General features: G+C 54.1%; 21 protein-coding genes. 16 read left to right on the top strand and 5 right to left on the bottom strand.

Going from position 1 to position 17689, the window contains the following annotated elements:
- Positions 1 to 16 precede the first annotated feature (16 nt).
- From eutC to eutR, 4 genes are read left to right on the top strand one after another with little or no spacing between them, the layout of a single operon-like run.
- On the top strand, positions 17 to 907 hold the full coding sequence (gene eutC / locus OGX66_RS00255; protein WP_003038033.1) for an ethanolamine ammonia-lyase subunit EutC: 891 nt from the start codon (positions 17 to 19) through the stop codon (positions 905 to 907).
- A 9-nt stretch (positions 908 to 916) separates the two neighbouring features.
- Positions 917 to 1576, top strand: coding sequence for an ethanolamine utilization microcompartment protein EutL (gene eutL / locus OGX66_RS00250; RefSeq protein WP_003838537.1), 660 nt, complete (start codon positions 917 to 919; stop codon positions 1574 to 1576).
- 11 nt (positions 1577 to 1587) lie between these two features.
- Positions 1588 to 2133, top strand: a complete 546-nt coding sequence (locus OGX66_RS00245) for an ethanolamine utilization microcompartment protein EutK (protein WP_003838538.1) — start codon at positions 1588 to 1590, stop codon at positions 2131 to 2133.
- A 48-nt stretch (positions 2134 to 2181) separates the two neighbouring features.
- Complete coding sequence (gene eutR / locus OGX66_RS00240; RefSeq protein ID WP_003038041.1) at positions 2182 to 3234, top strand: HTH-type transcriptional regulator EutR; 1053 nt, start codon at positions 2182 to 2184, stop codon at positions 3232 to 3234.
- Positions 3235 to 3356: 122 nt separating this feature from the next.
- On the opposite strand, the gene hemF is transcribed toward eutR, so the two are convergent.
- Together hemF and amiA are read right to left on the bottom strand one after the other, a co-directional pair.
- Positions 3357 to 4256: an oxygen-dependent coproporphyrinogen oxidase gene (gene hemF / locus OGX66_RS00235; RefSeq protein ID WP_088903198.1), complete on the bottom strand. Its 900-nt coding sequence runs from the start codon at positions 4254 to 4256 to the stop codon at positions 3357 to 3359.
- A 2-nt stretch (positions 4257 to 4258) separates the two neighbouring features.
- Positions 4259 to 5128, bottom strand: a complete 870-nt coding sequence (gene amiA, locus OGX66_RS00230; RefSeq protein WP_003038046.1) for an N-acetylmuramoyl-L-alanine amidase AmiA — start codon at positions 5126 to 5128, stop codon at positions 4259 to 4261.
- A gap of 212 nt (positions 5129 to 5340) precedes the next feature.
- Here amiA and OGX66_RS00225 point away from each other — a divergent pair, with 212 nt between their 5' ends.
- The 10 genes from OGX66_RS00225 (at position 5341) to cysM (ending at position 13743) form a co-directional block, all read left to right on the top strand.
- On the top strand, positions 5341 to 5766 hold the full coding sequence (locus OGX66_RS00225; RefSeq protein ID WP_003038048.1) for a GNAT family acetyltransferase: 426 nt from the start codon (positions 5341 to 5343) through the stop codon (positions 5764 to 5766).
- Complete coding sequence (locus tag OGX66_RS00220) at positions 5753 to 6202, top strand: DUF2919 domain-containing protein (protein WP_003847269.1); 450 nt, start codon at positions 5753 to 5755, stop codon at positions 6200 to 6202. The genes OGX66_RS00225 and OGX66_RS00220 overlap by 14 nt, the downstream gene beginning before the upstream one ends.
- Before the next feature lie 59 nt (positions 6203 to 6261).
- Entirely contained in the window at positions 6262 to 6837 is a 576-nt protein-coding gene (locus OGX66_RS00215; protein ID WP_016150735.1) for an RpoE-regulated lipoprotein, read from the top strand.
- A gap of 93 nt (positions 6838 to 6930) precedes the next feature.
- The gene (yfeX, locus tag OGX66_RS00210; RefSeq protein ID WP_003838547.1) at positions 6931 to 7830 is read left to right on the top strand and encodes a porphyrinogen peroxidase; all 900 of its coding nucleotides are present in this window, start codon (positions 6931 to 6933) and stop codon (positions 7828 to 7830) included.
- A 172-nt stretch (positions 7831 to 8002) separates the two neighbouring features.
- Complete coding sequence (ucpA, locus tag OGX66_RS00205) at positions 8003 to 8794, top strand: SDR family oxidoreductase UcpA (RefSeq protein ID WP_270935405.1); 792 nt, start codon at positions 8003 to 8005, stop codon at positions 8792 to 8794.
- 157 nt (positions 8795 to 8951) lie between these two features.
- Positions 8952 to 9968, top strand: a complete 1017-nt coding sequence (cysP, locus tag OGX66_RS00200; RefSeq protein ID WP_003038059.1) for a thiosulfate/sulfate ABC transporter substrate-binding protein CysP — start codon at positions 8952 to 8954, stop codon at positions 9966 to 9968.
- On the top strand, positions 9969 to 10802 hold the full coding sequence (gene cysT / locus OGX66_RS00195; protein ID WP_003038061.1) for a sulfate/thiosulfate ABC transporter permease CysT: 834 nt from the start codon (positions 9969 to 9971) through the stop codon (positions 10800 to 10802). It abuts the gene before it with no gap.
- Entirely contained in the window at positions 10802 to 11677 is an 876-nt protein-coding gene (cysW, locus tag OGX66_RS00190) for a sulfate/thiosulfate ABC transporter permease CysW (protein WP_003038064.1), read from the top strand. The genes cysT and cysW overlap by 1 nt, the downstream gene beginning before the upstream one ends.
- Positions 11667 to 12764 (top strand): sulfate/thiosulfate ABC transporter ATP-binding protein CysA, encoded by a 1098-nt coding sequence (gene cysA, locus OGX66_RS00185; protein ID WP_003038066.1) that lies wholly within the window; start codon positions 11667 to 11669, stop codon positions 12762 to 12764. The genes cysW and cysA overlap by 11 nt, the downstream gene beginning before the upstream one ends.
- A gap of 67 nt (positions 12765 to 12831) precedes the next feature.
- Positions 12832 to 13743 (top strand): cysteine synthase CysM, encoded by a 912-nt coding sequence (cysM, locus tag OGX66_RS00180; RefSeq protein WP_003838552.1) that lies wholly within the window; start codon positions 12832 to 12834, stop codon positions 13741 to 13743.
- A gap of 91 nt (positions 13744 to 13834) precedes the next feature.
- Here the strand turns inward: cysM and OGX66_RS00175 are convergent, their stop codons facing one another.
- Both OGX66_RS00175 and ptsJ read right to left on the bottom strand, forming a co-directional pair.
- Positions 13835 to 14551: a type 1 glutamine amidotransferase gene (locus OGX66_RS00175; protein ID WP_003038070.1), complete on the bottom strand. Its 717-nt coding sequence runs from the start codon at positions 14549 to 14551 to the stop codon at positions 13835 to 13837.
- A 13-nt stretch (positions 14552 to 14564) separates the two neighbouring features.
- Entirely contained in the window at positions 14565 to 15857 is a 1293-nt protein-coding gene (gene ptsJ / locus OGX66_RS00170; protein ID WP_088903199.1) for a MocR-like B6 salvage transcription factor PtsJ, read from the bottom strand.
- Between the two features lie 82 nt (positions 15858 to 15939).
- On the opposite strand from ptsJ, the gene pdxK reads away from it, so the two are divergent.
- Complete coding sequence (gene pdxK / locus OGX66_RS00165; protein ID WP_136346091.1) at positions 15940 to 16806, top strand: pyridoxine/pyridoxal/pyridoxamine kinase; 867 nt, start codon at positions 15940 to 15942, stop codon at positions 16804 to 16806.
- Positions 16803 to 17042, top strand: coding sequence for a hypothetical protein (locus tag OGX66_RS00160; protein ID WP_003038077.1), 240 nt, complete (start codon positions 16803 to 16805; stop codon positions 17040 to 17042). The genes pdxK and OGX66_RS00160 overlap by 4 nt, the downstream gene beginning before the upstream one ends.
- A gap of 134 nt (positions 17043 to 17176) precedes the next feature.
- Here OGX66_RS00160 and crr read toward each other — a convergent pair whose 3' ends face one another.
- Complete coding sequence (crr, locus tag OGX66_RS00155; RefSeq protein WP_000522253.1) at positions 17177 to 17686, bottom strand: PTS glucose transporter subunit IIA; 510 nt, start codon at positions 17684 to 17686, stop codon at positions 17177 to 17179.
- Positions 17687 to 17689 lie beyond the last annotated feature (3 nt).

Below are 17689 nucleotides of genomic sequence, written 5' to 3'. Positions count from 1 at the left end.
GCGGGGATGACACACGATGGATCAAAAACAGATTGAAGAAATTGTACGCAGCGTAATGGCGTCAATGGGAGAGCCGCAGGTTCAAGCGCCATCAGCGGAAGTGAAATGTAGCACTACGCAGTGCGCCGCGCCGACCGGTGAAAGCTGTGCGATGGACTTAGGTTCAGCTGAAGCGAAAGCGTGGATTGGCGTTGAGAATCCGCATCGTGCAGAGGTATTGACCGAACTGCGCCGTAGCACCGCTGCGCGTGTATGTACCGGTCGTGCCGGTCCACGTCCGCGTACCCAGGCGCTGCTGCGCTTCCTTGCTGACCACTCGCGTTCGAAAGATACGGTATTGAAAGAAGTGCCGGAAGAGTGGGTAAAAGCCCAGGGACTACTGGAAGTGCGCTCGGAAATCAGCGACAAAAACCTGTATCTGACGCGCCCGGACATGGGACGTCGTCTGAGTGCGGAAGCCATTGAAGCACTGAAATCACAGTGTGTAATGAATCCGGATGTGCAGGTGATTATTTCTGATGGCCTGTCTACTGACGCCATCACCGCCAACTACGAAGAGATCCTGCCGCCGCTGTTGTCGGGTTTAAAACAGGCCGGATTGAAGGTCGGGACGCCGTTCTTTGTTCGCTATGGGCGCGTGAAAATTGAAGATCAGATCGGCGAACTGCTGGGTGCAAAAGCGGTGATCCTGCTGGTTGGTGAACGTCCGGGCCTTGGCCAGTCGGAAAGTCTTTCTTGCTACGCCGTCTATTCGCCGCGTGTGGCAACCACCGTTGAGGCTGACCGTACCTGCATCTCGAACATTCACCAGGGCGGTACGCCACCGGTTGAAGCGGCGGCGGTGATTGTGGATTTGGCCAAGCGCATGCTGGAGCAAAAAGCATCCGGCATCAATATGACCCGTTAAGGAGGCATCATGCCAGCATTAGATTTGATTAGACCTTCAGTCACCGCGATGCGTGTGATTGCCTCGGTAAATGACGGTTTTGCCCGCGAACTTAAATTACCGCCACATATACGTAGCCTCGGACTCATCACAGCAGACTCTGATGACGTAGCGTATATTGCCGCAGATGAAGCGACAAAACAGGCGATGGTGGAAGTGGTTTATGGCCGCTCGCTGTATGCCGGTGCGGCGCACAGTCCCTCTCCAACCTCGGGCGAAGTGCTGATTATGCTCGGTGGACCAAACCCGGCCGAAGTTCGCGCGGGTCTGGACGCGATGGTGGCCAATATTGAAAGCGGTGCGGCATTCCAGTGGGCGAATGACGCAGAAGATACCGCCTTCCTGGCGCATGTGGTTTCGCGTACCGGTTCGTATCTTTCCGCGACCGCGGGATGCCGACTGGGCGATCCGATGGCGTATCTGGTAGCACCGCCGCTGGAAGCGACATTTGGTATTGATGCCGCGCTGAAATCTGCCGATGTACAACTGGTAACCTATGTACCACCGCCGTCAGAAACCAACTATTCAGCAGCGTTTTTGACCGGTAGCCAGGCCGCTTGTAAAGCCGCATGTAACGCCTTTGCCGATGCCGTTCTGGATATTGCCCGTAATCCAATCCAGCGCGCGTAAGAGAGGTAGTGATGATCAATGCACTGGGATTACTGGAAGTGGATGGCATGGTGGCTGCCGTGGACGCGGCCGATGCCATGCTGAAAGCCGCGAATGTGCGCCTGCTTAGCCACGAAGTGCTCGATCCTGGTCGGCTGACGCTGGTGGTGGAAGGCGATCTGGCGGCATGCCGAGCAGCGCTGGATGCTGGCAGTGCAGCTGCAGCGCGTACAGGCCGTGTTATCAGCCGTAAGGAAATAGGCCGGCCGGACGATGACACCCAGTGGCTGATCGGCGGTTTTAAACGCCAGCCGAAGAAACCAGAACCGAAGAAACCAGAGCAGAAGCCTGAAGTGAAGTCAGATGTGGCCCCAGAGAAGACGCAGGAAGCACCTGTGTCATCTGAATCCTCTGATGAATTGCTGGCGCTGTTAACATCGGTCCGTCAAGGAATGACGGCAGGGGAAGTGGCTGCCCACTTTGGCTGGTCACTTGATGAAGCCAGAAATGCGCTGGAACAGCTCTTTTCTGACGGAGCGTTGCGTAAACGCAGTAGTCGCTATCGCTTAAAAAATTAACCTGTCGGAGGGCCGGGGGCTTCGTTGAAGCTTCCGGCTTAAAAGATCATGAAAAAGAACCGTACTGCAAACTTGCACCATCTTTATCATGAAGTATTACCCGAAGACGTTAAATTGACGCCGAAAGTGGAAGTGGACAACGTTCACCAACGGCGAACAACGGATGTGTATGAGCACGCGCTGACGATTACAGCCTGGCAGCAGATCTACGACCAGCTGCATCCGGGAAAATTTCATGGCGAGTTCACGGAAATCCTGCTCGATGATATTCAGGTGTTCCGTGAATACACCGGACTGGCGCTGCGTCAGTCATGCCTTGTCTGGCCAAACTCATTTTGGTTTGGCATTCCGGCCACGCGCGGCGAGCAGGGATTTATTGGTACCCAGTGTTTGGGTAACGCTGAAATTGCCACCCGCCCAGGCGGGACGGAGTTTGAACTAAGTACGCCGGATGACTACACCATTTTGGGAGTCGTCATTTCTGAAGAGGCCATTGCCCGTCAGGCCAACTTCCTGCATAACCCGGAAAGGGTGTTGCATATGCTGCGCAACCAGTCGGCGCTGGAAGTGAAAGAACAACACAAAGCCGCGCTATGGGGCTTTGTGCAGCAGGCGCTGGCGACGTTTAGCGAAAACCCGGAAAACCTTCGCCAACCTGCGGTACGCAAAGTGTTGGGCGATAACCTGCTGCTGGCGATGGGGACTATGCTGGAAGAAGCGCAGCCGATTATGACTGCGGAGAGCATCAGCCATCAGAGCTATCGTCGCTTGCTGTCGCGTGCGCGCGAATATGTGCTGGAAAATATGTCAGAGCCGCTGACTGTGCTCGACTTATGCAATCAACTGCACGTTAGCCGCCGGACGTTGCAAAACGCCTTTCACGCGATCCTCGGTATTGGCCCGAATGCCTGGTTGAAACGTATTCGCCTGAACGCCGTGCGCCGTGAGTTGATAAGCCCGTGGTCGCAGAGTGCGACGGTGAAAGACGCCGCCATGCAGTGGGGATTCTGGCATTTAGGGCAGTTTGCTACCGACTACCAGCAACTGTTTGCGGAGAAACCGTCGCTGACGCTGCATCAGCGTATGCGCCAGTGGGCGTGATGGTATAGCTTGAGTAGGCCTGATAAGGCGTTAGCCGCCATCAGGCAATTGTGCTTGCTGCGCTGCCGGATGGCGACGCCTTGCGTCTTATCCGGCCTACGAATTGTGTCGCTATCAGGCCATTACACCCAGTCGCGGACCTGAATAAACTCGCTAAGGGCGGCTTCCGGGCTGTTCGCTTCTGGCTGCCAGTCATACTCCCAGCGTACCAGCGGCGGCATCGACATCAGAATCGATTCCGTGCGCCCGCCGGTTTGCAAACCGAATAATGTGCCGCGATCCCACACCAGGTTAAATTCCACATAGCGTCCGCGACGATAAAGCTGAAAATTGCGTTCACGCTCGCCCCAGCTCATTGCTTTGCGGCGCTCAACGATGGGCAAATACGCCTCGGTATAACCCTTTCCAACAGCCTGCATAAAGGCGAAGCAGTGGTCGAAATCTGGCGTATTCAAATCATCGAAGAACAGCCCGCCAATACCGCGCTGCTCGTTGCGGTGCTTGAGGAAGAAGTAGTCATCGCACCACTTTTTGTAACGGGGATAAATATCTTCGCCGAACGGCTGGCATAGATCCCGCGCCGTGCGGTGCCAGTGAACTGCATCCTCATCAAAGCCGTAGTAGGGCGTTAAGTCAAAGCCGCCGCCAAACCACCACACCGGGTCGGCGTCCGGTTTCTCCGCGATAAAAAAACGTACGTTGGCATGGCTGGTCGGAATGTAAGGATTCTGCGGATGCACCACCAACGAGACGCCCATCGCTTCAAAGCTACGCCCGGCAAGCTCCGGGCGATGTGCAGTAGCCGAGGCCGGCATTGCATCGCCATGGACATGAGAGAAGTTGACGCCTGCTTGCTCGAAAATACCGCCGTTACGCAACACTCGACTGCGCCCGCCGCCGCCCGCTTCGCGTTGCCAGTTATCCTCAACAAATTCGGTGCCGTCTACGGTGGATAACTGCTGACAAATCTCATCCTGCAGGCTGAGCAGGAACTGTTTTACGCGTTGTACATCGGGCTTCATGGTTAACGTTTCTTCGAGTGTGCTTTCTGGTTATCAAACCAGTGGAAATAGCTGATGATGCCATTGGCGATAGCGGTGGCGATTTTCTGACGAAACGCAGCCGTCCCCAGTAATCGTTCTTCTTCCGGGTTGGTGATGAACGAGGTTTCGACCAGGACCGACGGAATCGAAGGTGATTTTAGCACCACGAAGGCGGCTTGTTCCGTGCTGCGACTGTGCAGACGGTGTACCGGCTTGATCTTCTTAAGAATATGCGAGCCTAACGTCAGGCTGTTTTTTATGGTGTCAGTTTGCACCAGATCGAACAGCACCTGCTGCAACAAATGATCTTTGTCGGTGGCCTTCTTCCCGGCGACTTCATCGGCCCGGTTTTCACGATCGGACAAATATTTCGCCATGGCGCTACTGGCACCGCGATTGGATAAGGCAAAGACTGAAGCACCCGCAGCGCTCGGATTGGTAAAACCGTCGGCGTGGATCGACATGAAAAGATCGGCGCCATGTTTGTGGGCGATCTCGACGCGATCGTAGAGCGGAATAAACGTATCGCCGGAGCGGGTCAGGCGTGCATCAATCCCCTGGTTGCGTAGGATTGAGCGCACGTTTTTGGCAATCGCCAGCACCACGTGCTTTTCTTTCGATCCGTTGCGACCAATTGCACCGGTATCAATCCCGCCGTGCCCCGGATCAAGAACAACAACGCGCTTAGCGCCTGATTTTTTCGCTTTCGGTTTGCTGTGTCCATTACTGGTCTTTAGCGCTTCTTCTTTAGCAATGGCTTGCGACATGCCTGACAGCGTCAGGGCGGCCAGCCCGGCTTTCAGCACCTGGCGGCGCGATGTGAGTGTTTTTAGTGGTTTAAAAGTGCTCATACGGCCTGAGTTGTAAAAAAAAGGTTCTAAACGTTATATCGTATCGCGTAGTCCGTTGCGACGGATCGAGATAAGAATTGTTTTACTTTTCATTTCAATACGTGACAATTCCGTATTATGCCATTTTTTCCGCCGCTTCGCGTCAGATATTGGCTAAATCAGCCGTTCGCGCCATAATCGCTTTTTAACGTCCTGAAAAGGTAACCAATACCATGGAAATACGCGTTTTTCGCCAGGAAGATTTCGAAGAGGTGATCACCCTCTGGGAGCGTTGTGATTTGCTGCGTCCATGGAACGACCCTGAAATGGACATCGAACGTAAAGTCAATCATGACGTCAGCTTATTCCTCGTCGCTGAAGTGAACGGTGAGGTGGTCGGTACGGTGATGGGCGGATACGACGGGCACCGCGGTTCCGCCTATTACCTGGGCGTGCATCCTGAGTTTCGCGGTCGCGGTATCGCTAATGCGCTACTCAACCGGTTGGAGAAAAAGCTCATTGCCCGCGGTTGCCCGAAGATTCAAATCATGGTGCGTGACGATAACGATGTCGTACAGGGCATGTATGAACGTCTGGGCTATGAACATGCGGATGTACTCAATCTGGGCAAGCGTTTGATTGAAGATGAAGAGTACTGAGTTTCATCCGGCCGACTATGACGGTCATGGGCGTCTGCGCCTGCCTTTTCTCTTCTGGTGCGTGCTGTTGTTACAGGCACGCACCTGGGTTTTGTTTGTGATTGCCGGTTCTTCCCGTGAGCAGGGCAACACGTTGCTGAATCTGTTTTATCCCGATCATGACGCATTCTGGCTGGGTTTGCTCCCCGGCGTTCCCGCCGTGTTGGCGTTTTTACTCAGCGGGCGACGCTTTGCGTTTCCGGGAATCTGGCGCTGGCTGCGCGGATTATTGATTCTCGCTCAACTGGTGCTGCTGTGCTGGCAGCCGGTGATGTGGCTGGCAGGCGATCCGCTCAACGGTGTCGGGCTGGCGCTGCTGGTGGCGGATATCGTCGCACTGATCTGGCTGTTAACCAATCAACGTCTGCGGGCCTGTTTTTCCCTTGAGAAAGAATGACGGCACTTTTTGGGGAAACCGGACTCCAAGCAACGTTGATAAATAAGGAAGGAAGTGAAATGAAATCACTGCGTTTGACTTTATGCGCGATGCCGCTGCTACTGGCCGGATGTTCAACGTTGTCCTCGGTGAACTGGTCTGCCGCTAATCCGTGGAACTGGTTTGGTTCTTCAACGCAGGTCACAGAGCAGGGCGTCGGAGCGTTAACGGGCGCGACACCGCTGGATGAAAAAGCCATTGCTGATGCGCTGGACGGTGATTACCGCCTGCGTAGCGGGATGAAGACTGATAACGGAAATGTGGTGCGCTTCTATGAAGCGATGAAAGACGACAAGCTGGCGATAGTCATCAATGGCAGCCAGGGAACCATTAGTCGTATTGATGTGTTAGACCACGATATTTCGTCAGTCGCGGGTGTCGAAATCGGTACACCGTTTAGCGACCTTTACACTAAAGCTTTCGGTAATTGCCAAAAGGCAACCGGCGATGACAGCGCGGGCGTTGAGTGTAAAGCTGAAGGAAGTCAACATATTAGCTATATTTTTTCCGGTGAATGGAGCGGGCCTGAGGATATAATGCCGTCTGACGACACGCTGAAAGCGTGGAAAGTAAGCAAAATTATCTGGCGGCGTTAATTTGCGTCTGAACAAATCGGCTTGTTAAAAAAACAGGTAGAATAGCGCCAATCAATGCCACGATGTCGTGGCATCTTTTTTTCAGGAGGAACAATGTCTCAGGTTCAGAGTGGCATTTTGCCAGAACATTGCCGTGCGGCGATTTGGATTGAAGCCAATGTTAAAGGCGACGTTGAGGCCCTGCGTGCGGCCAGCAAAACCTTCGCCGATAAGCTGGCGACCTTTGAAGCTAAGTTCCCGGATGCGCATCTGGGCGCGGTTGTCGCTTTTGGCAACAACACCTGGCGTGCATTGAGCGGCGGCGTCGGTGCTGAAGAGTTAAAAGACTTTATCCCTTACGGTAAAGGTCTGGCACCAGCAACCCAATATGACGTGTTGATCCATATTCTATCTTTGCGTCATGACGTGAATTTCTCCGTTGCGCAGGCGGCAATGGAAGCATTTGGCGACTGTATTGAAGTCAAAGAAGAAATCCACGGTTTCCGTTGGGTCGAAGAGCGCGATCTCAGCGGCTTTGTTGACGGTACGGAAAACCCGGCAGGCGAAGAAACGCGCCGTGAAGTCGCCGTTATCAAAGATGGTGTGGATGCCGGTGGCAGCTATGTGTTTGTGCAGCGTTGGGAACATAACCTGAAGCAGCTTAATCGCATGAGCATCCATGACCAGGAAATGATGATTGGCCGCACCAAGGAAGCCAACGAAGAGATCGACGGTGATGACCGTCCGGTCACCTCTCACCTGAGCCGTGTTGACCTCAAAGAAGACGGTAAAGGGCTGAAAATTGTGCGCCAGAGCCTGCCATACGGCACTGCCAGCGGCACGCATGGTCTCTATTTCTGCGCCTACTGCGCCCGTCTGCACAACATTGAACAACAGTTGCTGAGCATGTTTGGTGACACCGACGGTAAGCGTGATGCAATGCTGCGCTTCACCAAACCGGTAACCGGCGGCTATTACTTTGCACCGTCGCTGGACCGTTTAATGGCGCTGTAATGGCGAGCTGATCCTGTTATCGGCCACGAAATAGACATCCCCGCATCGTCGGGGATTTTTTTTACCTGAGATTAACCTGATTTAGTGAGCTATTCCTCAGCACTAATTTGTTATTGCTGTATCTTCTGCGTGAATGAAGCGAAGGCTTCATATTCAAAAGGAGAATATTGAAATGGGAAAACTCACGGGCAAAACAGCATTGATTACGGGCGCATCTCAGGGTATTGGCGAGGGTATCGCCAGAACGTTTGCCCGCCATGGTGCGAACTTAATTCTGCTGGATATCTCCGATGAGATTGAAAAACTGGCGGATGAGTTGGCTGGGCGAGGGCACCGTTGCACAGCCGTTCACGCTGACGTCAGAGATTTTGCGTCGGTCAAGGAAGCGGTGATGCGCGCGAAGCAGATTGAAGGCAAAATCGATATTCTGGTGAACAATGCCGGCGTATGCCGCCTCGGCAACTTCCTTGATATGAGCGATGAAGATCGCGATTTCCACATTGATATCAACATTAAAGGCGTCTGGAATGTGACGAAAGCCGTTCTGCCGGAGATGATTGCGCGCAAAGATGGGCGCATCGTGATGATGTCATCGGTGACCGGCGATATGGTTGCCGACCCGGGCGAAACGGCCTACGCACTGTCGAAAGCCGCAATCATCGGTTTGACCAAATCCCTGGCGGTAGAATATGCGCAGTCAGGCATTCGCGTTAATGCCATTTGCCCAGGCTACGTTCGTACGCCGATGGCGGAAAGCATTGCGCGTCAATCTAACCCGGAAGATCCTGAATCCGTATTAGTCGAAATGGCGAAAGCGATCCCGATGTGTCGTCTGGCCTGTCCGCTTGAGGTCGGTGAACTGGCGGCGTTCCTGGCGTCGGATGAGTCCAGTTACTTAACTGGCACGCAAAACGTGATTGATGGCGGTAGCACCCTGCCAGAAAGCGTTAGCGTCGGCGTCTGATTGATGCCGGTCTCCTCCTCACTCGATGTGGGGAGGGATTCTCTTATTCTCTTTTCAACTTTCAAATCATCAAACGGTATATAAAACCGTTACTCCTTTAGCACTGGTTATAAATATGATGACCATAAGAAAGTCATTAAATTTATAAGGGTGCGCAATGGCCGTTAACTTACTGAAAAAAAGAACACTGACGCTGGCAGCCATGCTGTTGCTGGTGGGGCAGGCGCAGGCAACGGAACTGCTGAACAGTTCATACGATGTTTCCCGTGAGCTTTTTGCCGCCCTTAATCCGCCGTTTGAACAGCAATGGGCGAAGGATAACGGCGGTGACAAACTGACGATTAAACAATCTCATGCCGGGTCATCAAAACAGGCTCTGGCGATTCTGCAGGGGCTGAAAGCCGATGTGGTGACCTATAACCAGGTCACCGACGTGCAGATCCTGCATGACAAAGGCAAACTGATCCCCGCCGACTGGCAAAGCCGTCTGCCGAATAACAGCTCGCCGTTCTATTCCACCATGGGTTTCCTGGTGCGTAAGGGGAATCCGAAAAACATTCATGACTGGAATGACCTTGTGCGTTCTGATGTGAAACTGATTTTCCCGAACCCAAAAACCTCCGGTAACGCGCGCTATACCTATCTGGCGGCGTGGGGTGCTGCGGATAAAGCTGACGGTGGTGATAAAACCAAAACCGAACAGTTCATGACCCAGTTTCTGAAAAACGTCGAAGTGTTTGATACCGGCGGTCGCGGTGCTACCACCACCTTTGCAGAGCGCGGTCTGGGCGATGTGCTGATCAGCTTCGAATCAGAAGTGAACAACATTCGTAAACAGTATGAAGCGCAGGGTTTTGAAGTGGTTATCCCGAAAACCAATATTCTCGCTGAATTCCCGGTAGCCTGGGTAGATAAAAATGTGCAAGCCAACGGTACTGAAAAAGCAGCTAAAGCGTACCTGACCTGGCTGTACAGCCCACAGGCGCAAACCATTATTACCGATTTCTACTACCGCGTGAATAACCCGCAGGTGATGGACAAACAGCAAGATAAATTCCCGCAGACCGAATTGTTCCGTGTGGAAGATAAGTTTGGTTCGTGGCCTGAAGTGATGAAAACACACTTTGTCAGCGGTGGAGAGCTGGACAAACTGCTGGCGGCGGGGCGTAAGTAAATGTTTGCTGTTTCTTCCCGACGCGTGCTGCCCGGCTTCACTTTAAGCCTGGGCACAAGCTTACTGTTTGTCTGCCTGATATTGCTGCTGCCGCTGAGCGCGCTGGTGATGCAACTGGCGCAAATGAGCTGGGCGCAATACTGGGATGTGATTACCAATCCGCAGGTGGTGGCGGCTTATAAAGTGACGCTGCTGTCGGCGTTTGTCGCGTCGATTTTTAACGGCGTGTTCGGTTTGCTGATGGCGTGGATCTTAACCCGCTATCGCTTTCCGGGCCGTACGCTGTTGGATGCACTGATGGATCTGCCGTTTGCGCTGCCTACAGCGGTGGCGGGTCTGACGCTGGCGTCGCTGTTTTCGGTTAATGGCTTCTACGGCGAGTGGCTGGCGAAGCTGGATATCAAGGTGACCTACACCTGGCTTGGTATCGCGGTGGCGATGGCGTTTACCAGCATTCCGTTTGTGGTGCGTACCGTCCAGCCGGTGCTGGAAGAATTAGGTCCCGAATATGAAGAAGCCGCAGAAACGCTCGGTGCTACGCGCTGGCAGAGTTTCCGTAAAGTGGTGCTGCCGGAGCTGTCCCCCGCGCTGGTGGCGGGCGTTGCGCTTTCGTTTACCCGAAGCCTCGGTGAGTTTGGCGCGGTTATCTTTATCGCTGGGAACATCGCATGGAAAACGGAAGTAACCTCGCTGATGATTTTTGTTCGCTTGCAGGAGTTTGACTACCCGGCCGCCAGCGCGATTGCTTCTGTGATCCTCGGGGCTTCGTTGTTGCTGCTGTTTTCAATTAACACCCTGCAAAGTCGCTTTGGTCGACGTGTGGTAGGTCACTGATGGCAGACATTACCCAATTGAAACGCTATGGCGCACCCCGCATCAACTGGGGTAAATGGTTTCTGATCGGCACGGGCATGCTGGTCTCCGCGTTTATTTTGCTGGTGCCGATGATTTACATCTTCGTGCAGGCGTTCAGCAAGGGATTAATGCCGGTATTACAGAACCTGGCAGACCCGGACATGCTGCATGCCATCTGGCTGACGGTGCTGATTGCGCTGATTGCGGTGCCGGTGAACCTGGTGTTTGGTGTGTTGCTGGCCTGGCTGGTGACCCGTTTTAACTTCCCAGGACGCCAACTTCTGCTGACGTTACTGGATATTCCGTTTGCCGTCTCGCCGGTGGTTGCCGGCCTGGTGTATCTGCTGTTTTACGGCTCTAACGGTCCGCTGGGTGGATGGCTGGATGAGCATAATCTGCAAATTATGTTTGCCTGGCCGGGGATGGTGCTGGTGACGGTATTCGTGACCTGTCCGTTTGTGGTGCGCGAGTTGGTGCCGGTGATGTTAAGCCAGGGCAGTAATGAAGATGAAGCGGCTGTGTTGCTGGGCGCGTCCGGCTGGCAGATGTTCCGCCGCGTTACGCTGCCGAATATTCGTTGGGCGCTGCTGTACGGCGTGGTGTTGACCAACGCCCGTGCGATTGGCGAGTTTGGCGCGGTGTCGGTGGTTTCCGGCTCGATTCGCGGCGAAACCCTATCGCTACCGCTACAAATTGAATTACTGGAGCAGGACTACAACACGGTCGGCTCTTTTACCGCCGCGGCGCTATTAACGCTGATGGCGATTATTACCCTGTTTTTGAAGAGCATGTTGCAATGGCGTCTGGAGAACCAGGAGAAACGCGCGCAGCAGGAGGAAAATCATGAGCATTGAGATTGCCAATATTAAGAAGTCTTTTGGTCGCACCCAGGTGCTGAACGATATCTCGCTGGATATTCCTTCAGGTCAGATGGTCGCGCTGCTGGGGCCATCCGGCTCGGGCAAAACCACGCTGCTGCGCATTATTGCCGGGCTGGAGCATCAGTCCAGCGGGCATATCCGTTTTCACGGCACCGACGTCAGTCGTTTGCATGCTCGCGACCGTAAAGTGGGATTCGTATTCCAGCACTATGCGCTGTTTCGTCATATGACCGTTTTCGACAATATCGCGTTTGGTCTGACGGTCCTGCCACGGCGTGAGCGCCCGAATGCGGCGGCCATCAAAGCAAAAGTCACCAAACTGCTGGAGATGGTTCAATTGGCTCATCTGGCGGACCGCTTCCCGGCGCAGCTTTCTGGTGGGCAAAAGCAGCGTGTGGCGTTGGCGCGTGCGCTGGCGGTAGAGCCGCAGATCCTGCTGCTCGACGAGCCGTTTGGCGCGCTCGATGCGCAGGTGCGTAAAGAGCTGCGTCGTTGGCTGCGTCAGCTGCATGAAGAGCTGAAGTTCACCAGCGTGTTTGTTACCCACGACCAGGAAGAAGCGACGGAAGTTGCCGATCGCGTGGTAGTGATGAGTCAGGGTCATATCGAGCAGGCCGATGCGCCCGATCAGGTATGGCGCGAACCAGCTACCCGTTTTGTCCTGGAATTTATGGGCGAGGTTAACCGCCTACAAGGAACGATTCGCGGTGGACAATTCCACGTGGGCGCACACCGCTGGCCGCTGGGTTATACGCCTGGTTATCAGGGACCGGTGGATCTGTTTCTGCGTCCGTGGGAAGTGGACGTGAGCCGTCGTACTAGCCTGGATTCGCCGTTGCCGGTACAGGTACTGGAAGCCAGCCCGAAAGGACACTACACCCAATTAGTTGTGCAACCGCTGGGGTGGTATAACGAACCGCTGACGGTCATCATGCAGGGCGATGATTCCCCAAGCCGCGGCGAGCGGCTGTTTGTCGGGCTGCAAAATGCGCGTCTGTATAACGGCGACCAGCGCATTGAAACGCGTGAAGAGGAACTTGCTCTGGCGCAAAGTGCCTGATAGGTTAAAAAGTATGTTTATCGCCCGGTAAGCGCTGCGCCCCCGGGCTTTTTTACGAGCTCAAAACGTGAACACATTAGAACAAACAATTGGCAATACGCCTCTGGTGAAACTACAACGTCTGGCGCCGGATAACGGCAGTGAAATTTGGGTCAAGCTGGAAGGCAATAATCCCGCGGGTTCGGTGAAAGACCGGGCTGCGCTGTCGATGATTGTCGAAGCGGAAAAACGTGGAGAAATTAAGCCTGGTGATGTGCTGATCGAGGCTACCAGCGGTAATACCGGAATTGCTCTGGCAATGATCGCCGCGCTGAAGGGCTACCGCATGAAGCTGCTGATGCCAGACAACATGAGCCAGGAGCGCCGAGCGGCGATGCGTGCTTACGGGGCTGAACTGGTTCTGGTGACCAAAGAGCAGGGGATGGAAGGCGCGCGTGACTTAGCTCTTGAAATGGCGCAGCGCGGAGAAGGTAAACTTCTCGACCAATTTAATAATCCGGATAACCCGTACGCGCATTACACCACCACCGGACCGGAAATCTGGCAGCAGACGTCAGGTCGTATTACCCACTTTGTCTCCAGTATGGGAACAACAGGCACCATTACCGGTGTGTCGCGTTTTCTGCGTGAGCAAGAAAAAGCGGTTACCATCGTTGGCCTGCAGCCGGAAGAGGGCAGTAGTATTCCGGGAATTCGCCGCTGGCCTGCGGAATATATGCCGGGCATTTTTAACGCCTCGCTGGTGGATGAGGTATTGGATATTCATCAGAACGATGCGGAAAACACCATGCGCGCGCTGGCGGTGAAAGAGGGTGTATTCTGCGGCGTTAGTTCCGGCGGCGCGGTAGCCGGAGCGATTCGCGTGGCCGAACAAAATCCGGGAGCGGTGGTGGTGGCGATCATCTGCGATCGTGGCGATCGCTACCTTTCAACCGGCGTGTTTGGCGAAGAGCACTTTAACCAGGGATCAGGGATTTAGTTTGTAGGCCTGATAAGCATATTGCCATCAGGCAAACGTACGGCACGATCGCCGGATGACGACGCAAAGCGTCTTATCCGGCCTGCCACAATCAATCGTTACGTTTTTCCACAAGCTTATCAAGGAATTGCCACAGCTTCTCATTCATCTGCTGATAATCCCATGCGCGCATCTCTTCAACGGAGCGGATGAAGCGCTTGCCTTTAGCTTCCGCCAGTTCTTGTTCGGAGTGTTGAATAAGCCCTTCTATAGCATCAGCCGTAAATTCCATATGGCACTGAAAACCATAGACGAAATTACCGTATTGTACGATTTGTCGCGGGCAGCCCTCGCTTGTGGCGAGAATTGTCGCCTGGTCGGTTAATCCAGGCATATCGTTGTGCCAGTGACCGACGGTAAGCGGTGAACCAAAATGGCTGAACAACGGATGCTGTTGGCCTGCTTCGGTCAGGGTGATCGGGTAGTGACCAATCTCTTTTTCCGGACTCTGGCACACCTTCGCACCCAGCGCTTCGCCGATTAACTGTGAACCCAGGCAGATCCCCACCACAATTTTACGTGCCGCAATCGCCTGATTGATCAGATGCTGCTCGGCATGAGAATCAAAGTACGGACACTCTGCCAGCGTGGTTCGTGGTGACTGCGGACCGCCAAACACCACCAACATATCGAAGCCATCCGCGTTCGCAGGGACCGCTTCCCCGGCGTAAACGTGCGACCAGGTGATGGTATAGCCGCGTGATTCAGCCCACGGCAGATACGCGCCAGCAGATTCAAAAGACTCATGAATAACAAAATGAACTCGCACTTTTTCTCTCCTGTTAGCGCTTTAGCGCCTGATGGATATCAGTCGCCAGCTTATCAATGTCGCTGTCTGATAATGTTGACAGCGTAATGCGCAGGCCGTGCGCAGGCGTATTGACGCCAAACACTTCGCCTTCGCGTACCAGCCAGCCGGACTTTGCCAGCGCAAAAGCGATCGCCTGGCTGTTATCTTCCAGCGGTAGCCACATATTCAGACCGTCACCAACGGGCAACTCAATGCCATGTCGCCGCAGAGCTGCCGTCAACTTTTGCTGCTGGGCGGCGTAAAATTGCTGAGTTTGCGCCAGCGTGTGTTGGTAAGTCTCGTCATTCAGGCAGGCACAGGCCAAATCCTGCAGCAGATGGCTGACCCACTGACTGCCGGAGTTAAGCCTTAAACGTAGCTTCCCTGAAGTGAGCGGATCGCTGGCCACAATGGCCAGGCGTAAATCTGGTCCTAACGTTTTTGACATCGAGCGGACAACCGCCCAGTGCGTGGTTTCCTTCGCAATCACCGGATACCAGCGGCAAGCAGATAGCAGCGCAAAGTGGTCGTCGACAATCACCAGCGTCTGCGGATAGCGGGCCAGAATTTCCTGCAATTGCGCCGCGCGTGAGGCGCTCAGGCTGCATCCTGTCGGGTTATGCGCGCGCGGTGTCAGAATTACTGCCCGCGCGCCTTTCTGTAGCGCGAGTTCCAGCTGGTCCGGCAGCATGCCTTCGCGGTCAACGCTGGCCGGGTTTGCTGAGAATCCGGCATAGCGCAGCATGTTGATGCTGCTTAAAAAGCATGGATCTTCTACGACAACGCTATCACCAGGCAGCAAATGGGCGCACAGTAGCCGTTCGATAGCATCAATGGCACCGCTGGTAATATCAATTTCCCCTTTGCCGGGCATTGCATTTTGCATCCATTCTGATGCCCACGCCTTAAGTCCAGGTGACACAGCGGCATCGCCGTACAAGCGCGGACTCTTATTTATCTTCGCAAAATAATTACGCAGGTCAGGAAGTCGCGAGGGCGCTGGATTACCGCCGGAAAGATCGATAAGCGGGGTATCCGGATTACCACCTTCCAGTGCTACGGGGGCAGTAATCCCCTTAATCACCGTACCGTTGCGTCCCAGGCTCTGTGCCAACCCGGAGGTGACCAGGCGTTTGTAAGCCGCCGCGACAGTATTGCGGTTCACGTTTAATTCCGTTGCCAGTTCCCGCACTGGCGGTAACGTTTCTCCCACTGCCAGCGTGCCTGTAGTGACATGTTGACGGATACTGTCAAAAATTTCGTTAGCGGTTTTTCCGTCGATCATTATTGACCTATGACAAAATGAATTTTAGCATATGACGATAATAGTGAGGCGTAGACCCGCTGTCCAGCGAGAGGAGAAATTTATGGAGCAGGAGAGTGATATCCAGTCAGTGCTCTTCGACGACACGCATCGGGCGTTACAGACCGATATCGTCGCCGTTCAGTCACAGGTGGTTTATGGCAGCGTAGGTAACAGCATCGCCGTCCCGGCCATTAAAGCGCAGGGGTTACGCGTGACAGCAGTACCTACGGTGCTGTTCAGTAATACCCCGCATTATGAAACCTTCTACGGCGGCGTTATTCCAGCAGACTGGTTTAGCGGTTATCTCCGCGCCTTAAACGAGCGTGATGCCTTGCGCGAGCTAAAGGCGGTGACTACAGGGTACATGGGCAGCGCGGAACAAATCGCCTTGCTGGCACAGTGGCTGAAAACCGTTCTGACCACGCATCCGGACCTGTGCATTTTGGTCGACCCCGTGATTGGCGATACGGATAGCGGTATGTATGTTAAAGCCGAAATTCCGGAGGCTTATCGTCAGCACCTGCTGCCGCTGGCTCAGGGGCTGACTCCAAATGTGTTCGAGCTGCAAATGCTGAGCGGAAAGCCGTGTCGTACGCTTGATGAAGCCATTACGGCGGCACAATCACTGCTCACCGACACCCTGAAATGGGTAGTGATCACCAGTGCGCCGGGGGAGACGGAAGAGATTATTCATGTTGCGGTGGTGACGGCTGACACGGTTGAGGTGTTAGCTCATCCGCGAGTGAAAACGGATCTGAAGGGGACTGGCGATCTGTTCTGTGCCGAGCTGGTGAGCGGCCTTGTGATGGGGAAAGCGCTGACGACCGCGACGCACGATGCTGCACAGCGGGTGCTGGACGTGATGACGTGGACGCACCAGTGCGGTTGTGATGAATTAATTCTGCCACCGGCAGGGGAGGCGCGATGAAGAGTTACCGGCTGGTAGTTCGCCAGAATGGGCGTATGGTTGGACACTTTGATACCTGCGGGACAGCGGCACTGGAAGATATCTGCGTGGCGCGGGCTATGTTCGGCATTGCGGGTGGTTACGACTGTGAGTTGTTAGTGGCGGATTCGGAACGACGGATGCTGGAGAGCGGGCCGGAGGGCATGAAAATCCTGATGCGCGAGGCGTGTTATCGCCCGGTGACTGCACACATTTAATTGCGGATGGCGCTACGCTTATCCGGCCTACGATACGAGATTCTTTGTAGGCCGGATAAGCGTAGCGCCATCCGGCAAGGTACTGCCTGATTGCCGGATGGCGGCGTAAACGCCTTATCCGGCCTACGCAAGAATTACTTCTTGATGCGGATAACCGGGGTTTCACCCACGGTCACGCTACCGGACAGTTTGATCAGTTCTTTGATTTCGTCCATGTTGGAGATAACAACCGGAGTCAGGGTAGACTTGGCTTTTTCTTCCAGCAGCGGCAGATCGAATTCAATAACCGGGTCGCCCACTTTCACGCGCTGACCTTCTTCAGCGATGCGTTTGAAGCCTTCGCCTTTCAGTTCAACGGTATCAATACCGAAGTGAACAAACAGCTCAATGCCGCTGTCGGATTCGATAGAGAAAGCGTGGTTGGTTTCAAAGATTTTGCCGATGGTGCCGTCAACAGGAGCAACCATTTTGTTACCGGTTGGTTTGATAGCGATGCCATCACCAACGATTTTTTCAGCAAAAACTACATCCGGCACGTCTTCGATGTTGACGATCTCGCCAGAGAGCGGAGCAACAATCTCAATAGTTCCGGTGTCTTTCTTATCATCAGAAACCAGAGATTTCAGTTTATCGAACAAACCCATGAT

This window comes from Citrobacter sp. Cf072 (assembly GCF_030334485.1).
GTDB lineage: Bacteria > Pseudomonadota > Gammaproteobacteria > Enterobacterales > Enterobacteriaceae > Citrobacter > Citrobacter freundii.
The sequence above is the reverse complement of the archived record's forward strand: the minus strand, read 5'-3'. Positions and strand labels throughout refer to the sequence as shown.